At 41.8% G+C, this 18,271-nt stretch carries 17 protein-coding genes; 9 read left to right on the top strand and 8 right to left on the bottom strand.

What is annotated here, in order from left to right; all coding sequences use genetic code 11:
* The 6 genes from uxuA to B6N13_RS03585 all read left to right on the top strand — a co-directional run bounded on the left by uxuA (position 1) and on the right by B6N13_RS03585 (position 5,922).
* Positions 1-1,176: a mannonate dehydratase gene (uxuA, locus tag B6N13_RS03610; protein ID WP_169458529.1), complete on the top strand. Its 1,176-nt coding sequence runs from the start codon at positions 1-3 to the stop codon at positions 1,174-1,176.
* Positions 1,177-1,427: 251 nt separating this feature from the next.
* Positions 1,428-1,802 carry a pentapeptide repeat-containing protein gene (locus tag B6N13_RS03605; RefSeq protein WP_169458528.1) on the top strand — a complete coding sequence of 125 codons (375 nt, stop codon included), beginning with the start codon at positions 1,428-1,430 and terminating at the stop codon, positions 1,800-1,802.
* 290 nt (positions 1,803-2,092) lie between these two features.
* A complete protein-coding gene (locus B6N13_RS03600) occupies positions 2,093-2,440 on the top strand; it encodes a DUF3024 domain-containing protein (RefSeq protein ID WP_248280220.1) in 348 nt (115 codons plus the stop codon).
* A 147-nt stretch (positions 2,441-2,587) separates the two neighbouring features.
* Positions 2,588-3,277, top strand: a complete 690-nt coding sequence (locus B6N13_RS03595) for a YafY family protein (protein WP_012070464.1) — start codon at positions 2,588-2,590, stop codon at positions 3,275-3,277.
* A 61-nt stretch (positions 3,278-3,338) separates the two neighbouring features.
* Positions 3,339-3,659, top strand: a complete 321-nt coding sequence (locus B6N13_RS03590; RefSeq protein WP_012070463.1) for a hypothetical protein — start codon at positions 3,339-3,341, stop codon at positions 3,657-3,659.
* 640 nt (positions 3,660-4,299) lie between these two features.
* Positions 4,300-5,922 (top strand): methyl-accepting chemotaxis protein, encoded by a 1,623-nt coding sequence (locus B6N13_RS03585; protein ID WP_012070462.1) that lies wholly within the window; start codon positions 4,300-4,302, stop codon positions 5,920-5,922.
* 57 nt (positions 5,923-5,979) lie between these two features.
* On the opposite strand, the gene B6N13_RS03580 is transcribed toward B6N13_RS03585, so the two are convergent.
* The 3 genes from B6N13_RS03580 to B6N13_RS03570 all read right to left on the bottom strand — a co-directional run bounded on the left by B6N13_RS03580 (position 5,980) and on the right by B6N13_RS03570 (position 10,113).
* Entirely contained in the window at positions 5,980-7,539 is a 1,560-nt protein-coding gene (locus tag B6N13_RS03580) for an ATP-binding cassette domain-containing protein (protein ID WP_169458526.1), read from the bottom strand.
* Between the two features lie 379 nt (positions 7,540-7,918).
* Positions 7,919-8,983: an FAD:protein FMN transferase gene (locus B6N13_RS03575; RefSeq protein ID WP_012070460.1), complete on the bottom strand. Its 1,065-nt coding sequence runs from the start codon at positions 8,981-8,983 to the stop codon at positions 7,919-7,921.
* A gap of 143 nt (positions 8,984-9,126) precedes the next feature.
* Complete coding sequence (locus B6N13_RS03570; RefSeq protein WP_012070459.1) at positions 9,127-10,113, bottom strand: AraC family transcriptional regulator; 987 nt, start codon at positions 10,111-10,113, stop codon at positions 9,127-9,129.
* Between the two features lie 110 nt (positions 10,114-10,223).
* On the opposite strand from B6N13_RS03570, the gene B6N13_RS03565 reads away from it, so the two are divergent.
* On the top strand, positions 10,224-11,429 hold the full coding sequence (locus tag B6N13_RS03565) for an MFS transporter (protein ID WP_169458525.1): 1,206 nt from the start codon (positions 10,224-10,226) through the stop codon (positions 11,427-11,429).
* A gap of 104 nt (positions 11,430-11,533) precedes the next feature.
* Here the strand turns inward: B6N13_RS03565 and B6N13_RS03560 are convergent, their stop codons facing one another.
* The gene (locus B6N13_RS03560) at positions 11,534-12,199 is read right to left on the bottom strand and encodes a LysE family translocator (RefSeq protein WP_169458524.1); all 666 of its coding nucleotides are present in this window, start codon (positions 12,197-12,199) and stop codon (positions 11,534-11,536) included.
* A gap of 81 nt (positions 12,200-12,280) precedes the next feature.
* Between B6N13_RS03560 and B6N13_RS03555 the strand changes: the two genes are divergently transcribed.
* Together B6N13_RS03555 and B6N13_RS03550 are read left to right on the top strand one after the other, a co-directional pair.
* Positions 12,281-13,171: a LysR substrate-binding domain-containing protein gene (locus tag B6N13_RS03555; RefSeq protein ID WP_169458523.1), complete on the top strand. Its 891-nt coding sequence runs from the start codon at positions 12,281-12,283 to the stop codon at positions 13,169-13,171.
* 15 nt (positions 13,172-13,186) lie between these two features.
* A complete protein-coding gene (locus B6N13_RS03550) occupies positions 13,187-13,609 on the top strand; it encodes a gamma-glutamylcyclotransferase family protein (RefSeq protein WP_169458522.1) in 423 nt (140 codons plus the stop codon).
* Positions 13,610-13,657: 48 nt separating this feature from the next.
* On the opposite strand, the gene ugpC is transcribed toward B6N13_RS03550, so the two are convergent.
* The 4 genes from ugpC to B6N13_RS03530 all read right to left on the bottom strand — a co-directional run bounded on the left by ugpC (position 13,658) and on the right by B6N13_RS03530 (position 17,965).
* Positions 13,658-14,779 (bottom strand): sn-glycerol-3-phosphate ABC transporter ATP-binding protein UgpC, encoded by a 1,122-nt coding sequence (ugpC, locus tag B6N13_RS03545; protein WP_169458521.1) that lies wholly within the window; start codon positions 14,777-14,779, stop codon positions 13,658-13,660.
* Positions 14,780-14,811: 32 nt separating this feature from the next.
* A complete protein-coding gene (locus B6N13_RS03540) occupies positions 14,812-15,639 on the bottom strand; it encodes a carbohydrate ABC transporter permease (protein ID WP_169458520.1) in 828 nt (275 codons plus the stop codon).
* Positions 15,640-15,651: 12 nt separating this feature from the next.
* Positions 15,652-16,599, bottom strand: a complete 948-nt coding sequence (locus B6N13_RS03535) for a sugar ABC transporter permease (RefSeq protein ID WP_012070452.1) — start codon at positions 16,597-16,599, stop codon at positions 15,652-15,654.
* Positions 16,600-16,669: 70 nt separating this feature from the next.
* Positions 16,670-17,965 (bottom strand): extracellular solute-binding protein, encoded by a 1,296-nt coding sequence (locus tag B6N13_RS03530; protein ID WP_169458519.1) that lies wholly within the window; start codon positions 17,963-17,965, stop codon positions 16,670-16,672.
* Positions 17,966-18,271 lie beyond the last annotated feature (306 nt).

Genomic DNA, 18,271 nt, shown 5'->3' with positions numbered 1-18,271 from the left:
ATGGAACATACTTGGCGTTGGTTTGGACCAAATGATGAAACAACCTTGACGGATATTCGTCAAACTGGGGCTACTGGTGTTGTAACTGCTTTACATGAGATTCCTAATGGCGAAGTGTGGCCAGTAGAAGCGATTAAAGCCCGTAAAGCCATGATAGAAGCTCATACACTGCGTTGGTCTGTGGTAGAAAGCGTACCAGTACACGAAGATATTAAAAAGCGTACGGGCAATTACCAAGAGTACATTCAAAACTATAAGCAAACTCTGCTTAACTTGGCGGAATGTGGCATAGATACCGTGTGCTACAACTTCATGCCAGTATTGGATTGGACTCGCACAGATTTGGATTATGAATTGCCAGATGGCTCTCGTGCATTGCGTTTTGACCAAACGGCTTTTGCTGCGTTTGAGTTATACATTCTAGAGCGTAAAGGCGCAGAATCTGAATACAGTGATGAAGAAAAAGCGCAAGCGAAAACCTTCTTAGAGAGCCTAAAAGCGGAAGATAAAGACCGCTTAGTCGCGAACATCATCGCTGGCCTTCCTGGGTCCGAAGAAAGCTACACCATAGAACAATTCCGCGAAAAATTGGATGAATACGCTGGCATCGACAAAGACAAACTTCGCGAGCACCTTAAACTTTTCTTAGAAGAGATTGTACCAGCCGCGGAGCAGGGGGGCTTACGCTTAGCGATTCACCCAGATGATCCACCACGTCCGATTCTGGGCTTGCCTCGTGTTGTCTCTGTTAAAGACGACATCGAATGGTTGCTTGGTGCTGTGCCAAGCCCTGTAAACGGTATTACTCTTTGTACTGGTTCTTACGGTGTTCGTGCAGATAACGACTTGGTTGATATGGTGCAACGCTTTGGTTCGAACATTTTCTTCACTCACTTAAGATCAACCAAGCGCGAAGAAGTAGCGGGTAGCTTCCATGAAGCGTCTCACCTAGGTGGTGACGTAGACATGGTTGGTGTGGTTCGTGCGCTTCTTGTAGAAGAGAAGAAACGTAATGACAACAACGCTCCGAGCCTGATCCCAATGCGACCAGACCACGGCCATCAAATTCTTAATGACCTAGAAAAGAATTCAAAACCGGGTTACTCAAAACTAGGTCGAATGAAAGGTTTGGCAGAAGTTCGTGGTTTAGAGCTGGGTTTAAAAAGCACGCTTTAACCTAGTGAATTACTAAATCTAAAGAGTTATCTAGCTTGAATGCAAAAATGCCTTCTGTGCCAATGCGGGACAGAGGGCATTTTTTTCGGCCAATATTTTGATCATTATTTTTTGTAAAAAATAAAAAACACATTATTATCGAGATAACAGTTTATGACTAAAGCATTTTATTAAAAAGACTCTTACTATTCATGGATTATAAGTCTGTAAGATAGAATGCAAAAAATATTTTGGCATATTAGGAGGTATTTATGTCGGACAATAATCCATTTCCAAACTCAGAGTATAAAGGGTTTATATTTTCAAAATCAGATATGAGTGGTACTCAATTTGATTGTGTAAACCTATCCGATTCGAAATTTTGGGTGGAGTTAAAGAATGCTAAATTTTCTGATTCAAATTTAGAGGCATGTGCGTTTGATGATGTTAATCTTTCTCATAGTACTTACGAAAATATCAATTTGAGTTGTTCAAAATTTAATAATGTTAATATGTCAAATACCTCTTTCACAAACTTAAACCTTGAAAATACCGAGATAAGTAATGCAAATTTACTTGGTATGAAAATTAATGGTGTGCTTGTTAGTGATTTATTTGAAGCCTATGAGCGGAAAAATATTGGATAGGATGCTGATTGACGGCTCTGGAAACAATTAGGGCTAGTTTGGAGCATAGAGAGAAGAGGAGAGGCGCTTGCAATTCGCAAAAGCGTAACGTTATCTTGGCAACTGATTCAGCAAATATCCGCTAATTAATACCGAGAATGTATCGAGGATTAAAATGTCTCTAGTTTTGGGATATAGTGCAAAAACTAGAGGATTATTTTGGTTGGCCATCCTCTTAAAATGATTGTTTGTACAAAGTCACCAAAGATCAATGGTTTAAAAAATCTGCAAAACAGGATACTAAGAACACTATGGCAATAAGTGAATTTGAGATAAAACGTACAGAATCTGAGTTAGAGAAGTATTTAGCTAAGAATCGACCTCCTGCCCATCTTAGACATCAAGTCGATATAGGATATCGTATATCCGGCCAAAGCGTAGAGTTATTTGAAATTCGCCCTCATTGGAAGGCGGTAGACTCAAAAATTGAAACGCCTGTTGCGAAAGCTACCTTTGTGAAAACTAAAGGCCATTGGAAGGTATTTTGGATGCAACAAGGTCTGAAATGGCATAGATACGATTCAAACCCCGAAGTGAGTAGGATAGAAGACTTTTTGCAAATCGTAAGTGAGGATGAACACTCTTGCTTCTTTGGGTAATTTTTTCTATTCACTTATCAGAACAGTTCAGTAATATCACCGATTATCGTGCTAATTACGCCAGGGGCTTTACGTTAATTCACGGAGTTTGAAACAGACTAGCCCCTGTGGATAGACATTAGGTCAGTTGAAAAAAAAGGGGGGGAAGTGCGAAAATCAGACAGGCTTTTTCAGTTGACTAATATTCTGCGTAAGCATCAACCCATTACAGCTAAGCAGCTGGCCCAAAAGTTGATGGTGTCAGAAAGAACTATTTATCGTTATGTTGATGACTTGTCTTTATCTGGAATCCCCGTTTATGGCGAGCCTGGTGTCGGGTATCGGTTGTTAGAGGGGTTCGAGTTACCTCCCTTACAATTGACGCCAATTGAGCTAGAGGCGTTGATTGCCGGCGTAAGTTTTACGGCGTCTCTGACTGGAAAGAAATTTGCTGCTTCGGCACATTCTTTATTGTCAAAGATTGAGGCAGCATTGCCTAAAAAATCAAAGATGATTTCCAGCGAAGATCGAGTGATTAGGATGCCGGTAAGACACAGTGCATCCGAAACATATCAGGTATGGGAGGAAATACATTCAGCTATAGAAACAGGATGTTGGCTCAGTATCGGTTACAACTCACTTTCAGAAATCGTGACATCGAGAGTTGTATTTCCTCTAGGGCTATTTTATTGGGGTGGCCGATGGACATTAGGTGGTTGGTGTAAGCTGCGTGGTGACTACAGAGACTTTAGGTTGGACCGTATAACCAGATTAAATTCTTGTGACGCTGCGAGTGCTTTGCCAGAAGATGTTTCTTTGTCAGCATACATTGAATTTAAAAATACGAAAGCTGACTGACACAATGCTGTCAGTAGTGAAGCCTTAGAGTTGATGCTTAATTCATAACTGAGGCACTGACATGATAAAGAATAACAACATTGATAATATTGGCGGTATGGAATTTGCGACCTTTAGGCTTAAAGAAGGCGTAACAGAAACCAGATTAGTAGAACTGTCACATCAAGTAGAAGCCGAATTTCTTAGTCTGCAAGAGGAGCTGATTCTTCATTTTCTGGTTCGTGGAACGGATGGTGTCTATGCCGATGTAGCGATTGCTAGTTCGCAGGAAAAAGCCGAGGAGTATTGCCAGCAGTGGCTGAGAAACAAGGTGGCGTTAGAATACTTAGAACTTCTTGATAAAGAATCAGTAAATATGACGTTCTGGGCGAGAATTAACTAAAAGCCTAGCCAAGGGCTCACAGAAGACCAACCGCTCCGTTTTTTTTGTTTTCTGTGGGCTTGCTATGATTGGTAAGTAAATTTTGTGGTAAATCAAAAATAGAATAGTGCCTTCATGAACGGCACTATTCTATGCACAAGTTCAAGGGCATCTGCATTGATAATGATTTAGTTTATGTTGCAGAACATGTTGCTTCTAATAGCTTTTTCCTTTTCTTAAAATCAAGAAATTCTTATTTAAATCTGACCAGAGTATGATGGCTAAACTTTCGAGAAATCACAAAAACGTCAAATCTGGTCACTTGAATCTAACCCGAGCAAAAGATCAATAAGAGGCTCATGGTTTAGAATCGAGCTATAAATTCTAATAACCAAATGGAATGCCTGTATATAAATTAGATATCCCCTTTCATTTTTAACATTTAAATCTTGTGCTTGATTCTTCCTTTTTTATCGGTTTTTTGACGGTGCATTTAAATAGCTTAATTTATTGAATACAAAATAAGTAGGCGCTATTATGCATCGATTTTATGTATAAGATGGTCTTGTACATAAAATATTTGACGCTCTATTTTGGTGCGTTTTTGTATGAGTTTAATGTTAAAGAAACTATTTTGTAATGGAGATGTAATAAATATTTTATGAAAAATGTTAAATTAAGTGTGTTGCTTTTTTCTAGTTACGGGTTGATTATTTTTGGCCTGATTGTCGTTCTTGTTTTTTCTTTTACTCGTATGAGTAACATTAATGATCAATCTACTATTATTTCAGAAGACTGGCTTCCATCGGTTAAGCTGATTGAAAGTATTAACACTCAAACCGCAGATTTACGTAATTCTGAAGCTGTTCATATTCTTTATAATACATCTGAGGAAAAGGTAAGATTAGAAAAGGTAATAGAAGAGCAAAAGATTGGTATTGAACAGACAATCAGAGAGTTCAGTGCATTAGTGTCTGATAATAATGAAGAAATAAAGTTATTAAAACAATTTGAAGCGAGCTATAAAGACTATTTAAGTATTGAAAATAAAGTTTTTACCCTTTCAAGACAAGATGAAGATGATGCTGCGCGTTCTCTTTTTCTTACTGAATCGCTTAAAAAGTATAATGAGTACTCATCCTTTCTAGATAGACTTTCTGCTATAAGTAGCAAAGGCGCTAAGTCTGCGAGTGATAACGGTGATGTTGTTTATCAAGAGTCTACTTCTATGCTTAGTATAGTCGCCGTAATTATTATTGCTGCCGCCCTTATTATTGCATTTTATATTACGCGCACATTGACTCAGCAAGTCGCCTATATTCAAAATGCAATGACTCGCTTATCAAGTGGTGATTTGAGCATCCGTCTAGAAAATGTTTCTCGTAATGAATTAGGTATATTAGCGGGTCATTTTAATAAAACGGTTGAGCAGCTTTCTAAAACGGTAAATGAAATCCAAGATGCCGCGACTCAATTGGCTTCAACATCAGAAGAGTTAAGTGTCGTCACGGAAAAATCGACTCAAGACATGCATCATCAGAACGAGCAATTAGAGTTAGCTGTTTCTGCTGTTACCGAAATGACATCAGCCGTGGAAGATGTAGCGCGTAATGCCGTCGCCACTTCAAAAGATTCTGATACTGCAGATGAGCGCGCTGAATTAGGTCGTGATCAAGTTCAACAAACCATAAAAACCATTCAGTCTTTATTGACTGAGTTGAAGACTACAACTCAAGGCGTTAATGATCTAGCAGGGCAAGTTAGCAGCATTGGTTCGGTGCTAGATGTAATTCGTGGTATCGCAGACCAAACGAACTTATTGGCACTGAACGCAGCGATTGAAGCGGCTCGTGCTGGCGAAACAGGTCGAGGTTTTGCTGTTGTGGCAGATGAAGTACGTGCATTAGCACATCGTACTCAAGAGTCGACAAAAGATATTGAAGTCATGATTCAATCTGTGCAAAGCGGAACGGATCTTACTGTAAGTTCAATGCAGCGCAGCCATGAAAAAGCCAACGCCACATTGGAGATTGCTAATTTGTCTGGGGAAGCGCTTAAATCTATTGCAGAATCTGTTTCTCGAATTAATGACCAAAACATTGCTATTGCAAGTTCTGCCGAAGAACAAGCTCTTGTTGCACGAGAAGTAGATAAAAACTTGTTAGCTATTCGTGATATTGCGAATGAAGCGGTTGCTGGAGCAAATCAATCCAGTGCAGCGAGTTTAGATCTTGCCCGACTTGCAGAGAACCTAAGTGGGTTAACGAATCGTTTTAAGCTATAAAGTTTTAGCTATTAAATAGCGATTCACACAAGCTGATAAAAGACCGAGTAGCAGGCGCTATTCGGTCTTTTTATTTTTGAGAGCTACGATTTTATCCGCTCTTATCCATTTATCCTGATGTGTTACGAAGATCAGTGCACCTTGATAATTGTCTAGGGTTGCTGCGAGTTGGTCTTGGCTATCAATATCTAGGTGATTGTCTGTTTCATCGAGTATCAGTATCCCTTCGCTAGGTAGCTGGCTGATGAGTAGTAATGCAACTTTCATACGCTCGCCACCGCTTAGAGCTGAACAAGGTAAGAAAACATGATCGCTGCGCAATCCAATACTGCCAAGAAAAGTTCGGATCGTACTGTCATCAAGATGCGTAGCTTGACTTTTTAAGAGTGCAAAAGGTGAGGTGAATTGATCCAGTAGGCTTAAATGCTGATCAAGATACAGGGTATCGACATGACGATTGAGCTCGCCAGACTCTAAAGTTTTCAGACCTTGAATACATTGTATTAAAGTAGATTTGCCACTACCGTTTGGGCCATCAATGCGCAAGCGTTCTCCACGATCTAAGAAGATGCTTAATGGGGTTTTATCTCCAAAGGGAAGTACCGCATCAATGAGATCAAGTACCCGACGTTGGCCTTTATTTTGGCTAGATAGGTGCAAATTGAGTGTCGATGTTTTTATTTGCTGGCATTGCTGTTGTTGGAGCTCCTTTTTCAAGATAAGACTACGTTGTTCTGCCATTCTAGCTTGTGCACCACGTTGCTCTTGGGCTTTGTTCTTTCTACGATCTAGAAGTAATTTTGATTGGCTGCCAGAGGTGCGTTCTGCTTCACCTTGGCGCAGGCGTTGTTGAGATTTTTGTTCACGAATTTGCTGCTCACGTTGTTCTTTTTTGAGTTTAGCTTTGGCTTGGCCTATGGCTTTTATTGAGTCATGATGCTTTTTTTTAAGTTGTGCGCGAAGGCTGTTAAAGTCCATATGATAAGGATGGATGCCAGTCTCATTGAGTACTAAGAATCTATCAAGGCTGTTTAGTAACATGGCATCATGACTGACTAGTAGGACAGTGCTAGGCGTTTCTTGCAATTGTTGAATCAACCACTGGGTACTTTGTTTATCCAGATGGTTGCTTGGCTCATCGAGTAGTAATACATCAGGCTGTTGTTGTAACAGCCCAATCAGCTGAACTTTTGTACGTTGACCACCACTGAGTGAAAGTATGGGTTGGTCTAATTCAAGTGCTAGATTCGCCTTCATGAGGCTTTCTTGGGCTTGCTCGACCACATTCCAGTGTTGCTCGAGTAAATCGATATCTGTATCTAGAGGCTTACCATGTTCTACGCGTCTAAGCGCATCGTAATATTCGCCTAAATGCAAAGCATCGATTACTCGCGGGATATCAGAGTAATTATCATTAATTGATTGGCGAAATAGGCAGCAGGTACCTGTGATAGTCGTATCACGTTGCTGCTGGGCAATGCATTCTAATAGTGTAGATTTGCCCACACCATTACGGCCGATAATCGCAGTGGCGCCGCCAGAGCAGCTAAAAGATAAATGGGAGAATAGAGCATCGCCATTAGGCAATATATAAGATAGATTAGAAACAACCAGCATAACACGCTCACTGGGAAGTCGACGACTTCCTCACCTTAATTCAACATATAAAATATCTATGAAAAAAAGGCTTAGTTGTTCACGGCGCGATATGCTCCTCTGCAAGTGATAGGATAAAATAATACTAGAGCGCTAAGACAAGAAAAACAAGTTGGTGGTACCTATTATTATAGGTTCGTTGTTTATTCATAAATGGCAAGAATTTATATTATTGATAATAAGGCCGCATGCTTAAAGCGACATGTAAACAAAGTTATTCCCTAGACAGTTTCATTTTTATCTGTAAATTATTTATTTCAGCTGTATAGAGAGACAAGTATTTCATAAAAAAAACGAGTAGCAGGCGCTACTCGGTCTTTTATTTTAGCCAAGTAACTTATTAGTCAAATTTCACCCGGTTTGTTTTAAGCAAAGCGTCGCTGCTGGAGTTGATTAATTTGTCGTTCTTTCTTTCGATGAAGAATACGTCTAGGTTTTCATTCTTGGCAATTTTTGCGCCTTCTACAGGGCCTAGGCACAACATGGTTGTTGCCCATGCATCGCTAACTCTTGGATCGGTGCCAAACACAGAAGCCGATATAAGATTATGAGTAATTGGTTTGCCTGTGCTTGGGTTGATGATGTGAGAATATTCAACACCGTTATCATCAAAGTGACGGTTATAAGTTCCTGATGTGTCTAGCGTAACGCCGTCTTCATCTTTGACAGTAATAACTTGATAGACTTTTGGGCCACCTTCGGCAGAAGGAATTGGGCTTTGAATGGCCACTCGCCATTTGTCTCCATTTGGCTTATGTCCTTTGATCTTCATATCGCCACCAAATTGCACCATATAATTGTCGTAGCCTTTGGATTCTAAAACATGGCTTAACTTGCCAATGGTGTAACCTTCGCCCATAGAGGAAAAATCAAGCTGTAAAAAAGGGCGCGTTTTACGTACACGTAAATTCTCTTCGTCTACCTCGATCTTATTGATTCCAAGCTCAGATTTTAGAGCTGTTAATTCTTCTTGCGTTGGCACATGAAGCTTGTCAGTTTTAAAACCCCATAAATCGAACAAAGGCCCAATAGTCGGATCGTAACAACCTTCCGATTTTGCATGTATGTCTTGGGCAATTTTAACTAAATCAACAAAGTCTTGAGAGACTGGTTGCCAGCCGACAGAAGGACTGCGGTTAAATTCTGAAATAAATGAATCGGGACGGTAGGTAGAAAGCTCTTTGTCTATTTGGGCAAGCGTATCATTAAATGCCGCTTGTACCTCGGTAACAGGTACTTCTTCTTCGGACCAAAAGCTAATTTGATAGGTTGTGCCTTGAGCGTAACCTTCAACCGTTTGGAGTTCTGGTGGTTCACTGCAACCCACTAAGAAAGTCGTCATCAATAGCGTGCTAAATCCCGTTATCTTGGTCACATTCAAGCCTGATTTTATTGCAGTAGACATAGTATTTAAGCCTTATGAAAAGTAATTTCAGCAAGTTTACCAGTGGATTATGATCAACTCTATCAAACTGCCTAGCATCCACACTAATGTGCATTTTTGCTAAATTTTTTGCTTCACTACAAACGGATATATATCTTTGGCTCTTAAAGTTCTGGAAGAAGGCCACTTCTTACTGCACCGGGCGATATTCCTGTCATTCGTTTGAAGGCTCGACTAAATGAAGCGGCAGAGCCATAGCCAAGTCGATCGGCAATTTCGTCAAGTGACAGGTTATCTTGGCTGATCCACTGACTTGCTAGGCGCATGCGTAGGTTGCCTAAATATTGCTGTGGTGTGGAATGGGTTAATTCGGTAAAGCGTTCAGCAAAGACGGATCGTGATACCCCCATTTCTGACGCCATATCTGCCACCGACCATTGTCGTCCAGGTTCATGATGCAGAGCAGATAAAACCTGTGCGAGTTTCGGGTCGCGCATTGCTTCAACCCAGCCGCATACATTGCATCCAATCTCTACCCAACGACGTAAAATAGCCGCAGCCACGACATCGGCAAGTCGTGTCAAAATTACGCTATATCCTGGTCGTTTAGCCTTCAATTCCTTGGTCATCACATCAAGTATGGCGGGAATTTGTGGATCATAATCGGGTACCGTTTCAATATGCATTACTTCTGGCTTCAAATGAGCTAACGGATGAAGCCAACCTAAGTCGAATTCCATGGCGCAACTGAAAATAAAATTGTCCTTCGAACGGCATATTTCAGCGTTACAAGCGCTTATTTCCGACGTAGCATCACATAATTGCACTTTTTCAAAGGCATTAATACTGACTAGCGGCACACCATCTTCGCTATAAAGATCATGGGTTCCCGCGCAAGGCATCAATACTGCATCACCGCATGCAAGCTGGTGTACAGCTCCGCTTCGAGTTCGTAAAAATGCTGAACCCTGTCCAATGAAATGAAAGTACGCCAATCTTTTATCTGATTCCTCTCCAAATTGCAGGCCAAATGGAGCGGAAATTTCGACTCGTCTGTATTCAAGGCCCTTAAGGCGTACGCCAGACAGAAGTTCGTTCATCATGTCGTGTCGGGCTTCATTGGTGATCTTGTTTGTCGAGGACTGTTGCATAGCTCTCCGGACGATATGGTATGAATTTAGGATATATTGGTATATATCGTCTGGTCTGTCCATATTATTCTGCACGCAATATACAAACATTCATTTCAAGAGGACTTTCGATGACGAATACAGTAAATGCGTCTCCGGCGCAGGTACAAGACGTACCAGCTTGGGGGGCAGTAATAGCCATGACGTTAGGTGTTTTTGGGCTAGTTACGGCGGAGTTTCTGCCAGCTAGCCTTTTAACACCAATGGCTTCCGATCTTTCAATTACTGAAGGGATGGCAGGCCAAGCCGTTTCGGCTACCGCTATTCTTGCGGTATTTGCCAGCCTTTTGACCGCTACTGTTACCCGCAGCATGGATCGCCGTTATGTTTTACTGGGATTTTCAGTACTGTTAATTATCTCGAATATTCTGGTTGCTCTCGCACCGAATTTCTTTCTGTTGTTAGCTGGTCGTGTGCTGCTTGGTATTGCACTTGGTGGTTTTTGGACCATGGCTGCAGCCATTGTTATGCGGCTGGTTCCTGACAAAGACATTCCTCGTGCGTTAGCTATTCTGTTTAGCGGCGTTTCGGCTGCGACTATATTTGCCGCTCCGCTCGGCAGTTATCTTGGTGGTACTATCGGCTGGCGTAATGTTTTCCTGTTGGTAGCCTTGCTTGGTGTTCTGGTCCTTGCTGTCCAGTTTGCTACTTTGCCGAGAATGCAACCGCGTGGTCGAGCAACATTAGGTACCCTGATCGCGGTGATGAATCGCCCTCGAATGAAATTCGGCCTGTTAATGCTGGTGCTTATTTTTACGGGGCATTTCGCTTTATTTACCTACGTTCGGCCGTTTCTTGAAAATGTGACAGGTGTCGCAACTGCTGGTATTTCGGGTATTTTATTGGGTTTTGGTGTTGCTAATTTCATTGGTACTTATATAGCCGGAGCCTTGATTGCGCGATCACTGCGCCTAACCCTTACGCTTATGCCGCTGATCATTGGCTTGGCTGGAATTGGTATGGTCAGTATCCAGGGCGCTGTTGCACCAACGGCTATATTGGTGGCTATCTGGGGAATGGCGTTTGGTGGTGTACCAGTTGCTTGGTCGACTTGGATTACACGCAGCGTTCCTGATGAAGCTGAAAGTGGTGGTGGGCTTCTGGTTGCAGCTATTCAGGTTGGTATTGCTACCGGTGCAGCAGCAGGTGGGCTTGTTTTTGATGTTAGTGGTGCGCTTGGTGTCTTTACAATCGCCGCTTTGATTCTTTTGGCAGCAGCCATTATTGTCACGTTTGGTTTGCGAACTGATCCAGTAAAAGTTACGCAAAGCGTTTAAATATCCTCTCTCTAATGACTTAAATCCCCCCGATTATTTCATCATGAGCGGGGGGATTTTTATCCATTCGATATTGGCGACTCAATGCGCGTTGCCGTAAAGAGTCAGTTAATTAATAACCGTAAACCAAGCGTTGTCATTAGGACACCAGTGACTCTTTCGATCCATACTTTAAAGACCAGAACTTTTTGTTGAATTCTTGCTGATGTTAATAAACAGGCCACTAACGCGAACCAAACAAGATGCGCTAAAGCGATGTAAGCACCGTAACCCAGCTCCATCAGTAAAGAGGTATCTGTAGAAATTACTTGGCTAAATAAAGAAACGATAAATAACATGGTTTTTGGGTTGAGTGCGTTGCAAGCAAAACCAGACCAAAAAGCTGAGCTGTTTCTGCTTAGTTCATTTTGATAAGGATTTTCACTTTTTAATGGCTCCGTTGGCTGGTTAAATTTTGTTCTAGAAAAAAGTGCTTTTATATCCGGCCATAGGGCGGAAATGCCCAACCAAATTAAATACATTGCCCCCAGATATCGTAGCGTATTTAAAACCCAAACATTGTTGGCAAAAACAATGCCCAATCCCAATAGAGTATAAGTCAAATGTACGCTGATCGCGGCGCTAATCCCTAAAGCGCTTAAAATGCCTTCTCTTCGTCCTTGTAGTAAGGAAATTCTCGAGACCATGGCAAAGTCTGGTCCAGGGCTTATAACGGCCAATAATGTAATGATGACCACAGAATACAATTCAAATTGATTGATATTTAACATAGGAAGATACTCTAATGTGTGAATAATAAGAGTATGAACTCGCGAATAAACAAATAAAATCGAAAGAAAGTGGAGTATATTGTGAGTAATAATCACACAAAAAGGCGATTGCCTCCTCTAGGTGCTTTGACCGCTTTCGAAGCGGCTGCACGGCATCAAAGTTTCTCTCGTGCAGCCCAAGAGCTTCATTTAACTCACGGTGCGATTAGTCGAGCAGTTGCGCAAATAGAAGACCGTATTGGTGTGCAGTTATTTGTTCGGCGTAATCGACGAGTGTATCTCACGTCAGCTGGGCAAAGATTGTTAAAAACCACATCGGAAACGTTAGATGCACTGAGTCATACAGTGGAAGAAATCCACCGTCATGATAGCTCATCGCCATTTCTTACTGTGTCGTGCGAACCCAGTTTAGCCATGCGTTGGTTAATGCCTCGCTTGGGTACTTTTCGGGAATTGTGTCCAGAACTGAATATAGACCTACGGATGGCGGGTGGTCCGATTGATCTTTTATCGGAAAATTGTGATATTGCGATTCGACGCATGGACTTTGGTTTCCATGAAGATTATCAAGTAACGACACTTTGTGCTGAATCATCCGGTCCTGTTTGCTCTCAAGTTTATTGGGATGGTGTTGAGAAAGATGTAAACAAGGCTAGTTGGTTACACAGTCGTACTCGGCCCAATGCATGGAATGACTGGAAACAGGCTAATGGAATGGAAAATCTGGCTCCAAAAAATGAGCAGTATTTTGATCATTTCTTTTATGCTTTGCAGGCCGCACAAGAACAACTAGGTATGGCAATTGGATCTATCCCACTCGTAGAAGATGACTTAAAGACGCAACGGCTTATTGCACCATTAGGTATGCAATCTACAGGATATGATTATGCGATTTTAACATTGGATGACCCGAAGAAAGATCCGAGAATTGAAGTATTTGTTAATTGGTTAATAGGGCAAATTACTCGCTAAAAAGGAGCAAACTAGATGCCTAAAGTGTTTGTATTTGGAACTTTGAAGGAAGGTTTTCCTAATTTTAAAACGAATAAAGGCATTCGTTACCGTGGGGATTTTGCAACCAAAGCATGTTACCCCTTATATCTGGTAGGCGAGCGGTGTTCGCCTTGGTTGGTGTTGCAGGAAGGCGAAGGGCATCCTGTGAAAGGACAGGTGTTTGAAGTGACCGATGACGTTTTAGCCGAGATGGACACATTGGAAAGAATTACGGCGATAGATGGTTATCGTAAAGTTAGCCTGCCTGTTGTTTGCTTGGAATCCGGCGACGAAATTACCGTGTTAGCGTACGGGAAACCACCCGAAATGTTACAAGACGTTCAGGTGATGCAAGAACTAGCCGGGGAATATTGTCTCGAACATGCTGCCCTATACCGAAGCCGAAGTGCCATTTAATCACGTTGGACAAGCCCATCAGGGAGCTTGCCCAACGATGTTGAGCTTTTATTGACTGACAACCGATTCAGGTTTGCCTTTGGGTTTGTAAATAGACAGCCCAGATTGGTCGTTGAACATGTGAAGACGTGACTCATCAATATAAAAGTTGGCTTCATCATCTTCATTGACTATATGACTGGATGGGGCTTCAACGGTGATTTGGCTCTCACCCAAGCGACTTGTCAGCTGGATCGTTGAGCCAAGCAATTCTAAATTCTCCACCTTGCCTTTGATGACCAACGGATTACTAAGTAAATCTGGCGTGATATGAATATCACAAGGGCGAATCCCCAAGGTCGCGTTAGCACTGGATTGATGGTCGTCAACGTCACCCAGCAAGGGTAATGTTTGTCCTGCAAGATCCACCTGCCAGCCTTCTTGTTTGTTTAAAGCCACTGGAATGAAGTTCATTGCTGGGCTGCCAATAAAACCGGCGACAAACTTATTGGCAGGGGAGTGATAAATCTCTCTAGGCGTGCCTACTTGCTCGACTTTGCCATCACGCAATATCACGATACGATCTGCCAGCGTCATGGCTTCCACCTGATCGTGTGTCACATAAATGGTGGTTTTCTTCATTTTCTTATGCAGTGCTTTAATTTCCGCTCGCATGGAGTTTCGTAGTTTTGCATCTAAATTAGAAAGCGGCTCGTCGAATAAAAACACTTCTGGGGTTCGTACCATGGCACGTCCCATTGCCACGCGCTGACGTTGGCCACCAGAAAGCGCTTTGGGTTTGCGGTCCAGTAAAGGAGTTAATTGCAACATGTCAGCAACGGGACGAACTTTTTCATCGATGTCAGCTTTGCTCATTCCAGCCAGTTTTAAGGCAAAGGCAATATTTTGATAAACCGACATGTGCGGATAAAGCGCGTAGCTTTGGAACACCATGGCGATGTCACGTTCGATGGGTTCTAGCTCATTGACGACTTTATTATTGATAAGAATTTCACCACCAGAGATGTCTTCTAGTCCAGCGAGCATTCTTAAGGTGGTCGACTTTCCACAGCCAGATGGGCCAAGGAAGACAATAAACTCACCGTCATTAATTTTTAGATTAAAGTCTTTAACGGTATGTACATCACCTGAATAGACTTTTTCAACATGTTTAAATTCAACAGAAGCCACAACATTCTTCCTTATTATTCTATGTAATTGGATTAGCCTTTTACCGCTCCGCCCGTTAAACCTTCGACAATGTATTTTTGAGCAAACAAGAAAAATACGATGGCAGGGCTAATGGTCACAGTGACATAGGCCAAGATTCGGTTCCATTCGATGCCATATTCGCCACGATATTGCATGATACCTAGCGTCCATGGGTATTGTTGTTCTGTGTTCAATACCAACAAAGGCAGCAAGTAATTGTTCCAGCTTGCCACCAAGACAAAGACGCCAACGGTGGCAAGAATGGGGGTAGAGAGAGGCAGAATCACATGCCAATAAAATTTGATGTAACTACAGCCATCGACGCGAGCGGCATCAAACAGCTCAGCTGGCAGCTGTTCGAAAAAGGTGCGGAACAACAAAATGCTGAAGCCTAACCCGAATGCCACTTGGGGAATAACGACGCCAGATAAACTATCCAATAGACCGAGATCACGGATCTTTAGGAACAAAGGAAGTATCGCCGCGGCCGCAGGAAACATCATGCCAATTAAGAAGTAGTTATAGATATATTTATAACCCGCGAACTTAATATGGGAAAAGGTAAACGCGGTCATGGTGCCGATGATAATGGTCAGTAGTACCGAGAAAAACGCAATAATCAGTGAGTTTTTCATTAGCAACCAAATAGAGCCATCGGCAAAAACTTGTGCGTAATACTCAAACTCCCAAACAACTGGTAAGCCAAATGGGTTGGTGCGTAATTCGCCTAAGCTTTTGAACCCACCGAGCACAGTGGCAAACATAGGGACTAATACAAAGCCAGCGACCAAGATTAGGAAGATGTATTTCCCCCAAGATATTCTTCGCATTGCTAACATAGGGCGTTCCTTTTATTTTTTGTCTTTCATAATGGTGCTTTGATAGGTGAAGGCAAAAATCACACAGCAAATAAACAACACCACACCCACCGCACTACCAAAGCCAACATTCATTCTGGTAATACCAAATGTATATAGATAAGAAACCAAGGTATGAGTGCTATTAGATGGTCCACCACCGGTGAGAGGCATAATGAGATCGAAGGTTTGTAGTGCCCCTAGAATACTGAAAAAGATGGATATCGTGATGCCCGACATAATGAGCGGGATTTTCACATACCAAATCGCCTGAAAACGGCTTGCGCCATCTAACTTGCTCGCTTCGATAAGGTCTTTAGGAACGCCTTGCAAAGCCGCGATGTAAATCATCATATGGAAGCCAAAATATTTCCAAACAAGCACCACAAGAATAGCCACAAACGCCCAGTTTTTATCCGCCAATATGTACCAAGTATCGGTATTAAGCGCCTCGGTAAATTTCGCCATCACGCCGTAATCGCCATCAAAAACAAAACGCCAAATAAGACCCGCAGCCACTTCTGCTAAAATATAGGGCAAAAAGAAAATCAGGCGGAATAGGCTATTGGCCCAGCTTTTTTTATAAATAGACAAAGCAATAATCAGTGCCAAAGGTAACTGAATAACCAAAGAAATAAGAATGATCTTAAAGGTATTCCATACGGCAGTGTCAAAAGCACCGTGCTTAAACAGACGAACATAATTGCTGAATTCTACCCACTGACTTGGTTCACCATAGCCATTCCAGCGGAATAGGCTGTAATAACCCGCTTCACCAATGGGCAAAATAACAAAAATAGTAAACAGCAATAAAGCTGGTGGTAAAAACAATACCAATGTCAGTAAGCGGTTACCGTGATTATTTTTTTTAAACCAACGTGAGACATTTTGGTTTGAAGAAGTACTGGAGCGCTTTCCAATAGTGGTTACATCATTACTCATAGCAAGCCTCGTGAAAGTGAGAACAGCCAACCTAAGTTGGCTGTATGGATCGATTAATGCTTATTCAGCGTTATTCAAACTCCCACGCTTCTTGTACTTGCTCTGCGGCTTCTTCAGGAGTGAGCGAGTTACCAACAATACCAACGGAAATGTCGTTCACGACACTACCTACGTTTGCGCCAAATGCTTGATCATAAAACAATTGATGCCAAGTAGAGTTGGCGATGTTTTGTGCAATACGCTTTTTAAATGGGTTTTCAATAGCAGCATCTGCACCTTTCACTACGGGAATAATCATATTGATTTTGGCTAGGTGCTTTTGCATGTCGATATTAGAAAAATACTTTAACCATTGAACGGATTCAGGGCTTGCTTCAGAGGTAAGTACCCAACCAGCAATGCCTCCCAGCGTGTCGGTTGCTTTGCCTTTACCATTTTTTAAGGCGGGGAAGTTCATCCAGCCTAAATTGTTATCGCCCACGCCTTTGCCTGTAATAGACTGTTGAGCTTGGAATAAGTAGTTCCAATCTCCCATTAGCTGCATAGCGGCTTTGCCATCACCAAAGTTACCAGAGGAATCACCAAAAGAAGCGGCTAAAAAACCTGGTTGGAAAGGTTTTAAATCGGCTAAACGTTTTAGCTCTTCCCCCGCTTTGACGAAGTCTTCGCCTGCAAAGCCATCGCCTTTTTTGTCGATGGCATCTTGAATGCCTTGTTGGCCAGCTTGGCGCATAGTCAGCAGTGCCCAATAAAACTGCACGGGCCATTTATCACCACCTGCTGTTGTGATCGGTGTAATGCCTGCCGCTTGGAATTTTTTGATTGCGCCTAGGAAGTCATCCCAAGTAACGATTTTATCGGCATCGACACCTGCTTTTTGGAATAAGCTTTTGTTGTACCAAAAGCCGACTTGGCTAACCATGTAAGGAAGGCCGTACTGTTTTCCTTTGTAATTAAACGCATTAAAGCTGGCTTCTGAGAACCTAGGTTTAATGTCTTTCATTTCTTTGGTGACATCTTTCAATAATCCCGCATCAACGCGAGTTTGAAAGTTTCCGCCACCCCAACTGTAGAAAATGTCAGGACGCTGATCGGATTGAAGAAGTGTTGGCAGCTTCTGTTTGAAGGCCTCGTTTTCTAAATATTCCAATTTGACATGTTGACCTGGATTGGCTTTTTCATAGTCATTTGCCACTTGCTGCCAAATGGCGACGACTTTCGGATCAGCTTCAAGGTGAAGCATACGGATCGTGGTGTCAGCCCAAGAGAATGAAGAGGTTAAAGATGCTGCGATGGCGACTGGGTAAAAGATTTTTTTCCAGTTACTTTTAAGACCATGAGTCTTGTTGTTATTTTGGTAACACATAAAGAACGTCCTTTTTTATTATAAATGTGATCGTGCTTTTCTTATATTTTAAAACAAATTGTTAGTAATGTTTTGGTTGAATAATCAATGATCTTATATTCATCTTAAAATCTTTTTAAATTCAGTTTATTAAGTCGTTTTTAAACGATTTGATCATGACATTCATTCCGCACAAGATTTTAATGGCTTGATCATTGCTGTATATCCTTCTTTGCTCAATTATGAAATTTGATAATCAAGTTCATTTATTTGCTTGTTGAGCTTTATATCTTATAAAAACTCGTTTTAGATAATGATCTATTTTTA

The sequence above is a fragment of the Marinomonas sp. UCMA 3892 genome (genome assembly GCF_012726345.1).
In the GTDB taxonomy this organism is placed as follows: Bacteria; Pseudomonadota; Gammaproteobacteria; order Pseudomonadales; family Marinomonadaceae; genus Marinomonas.
This window is presented reverse-complemented; position numbering and strand designations above follow the sequence as displayed.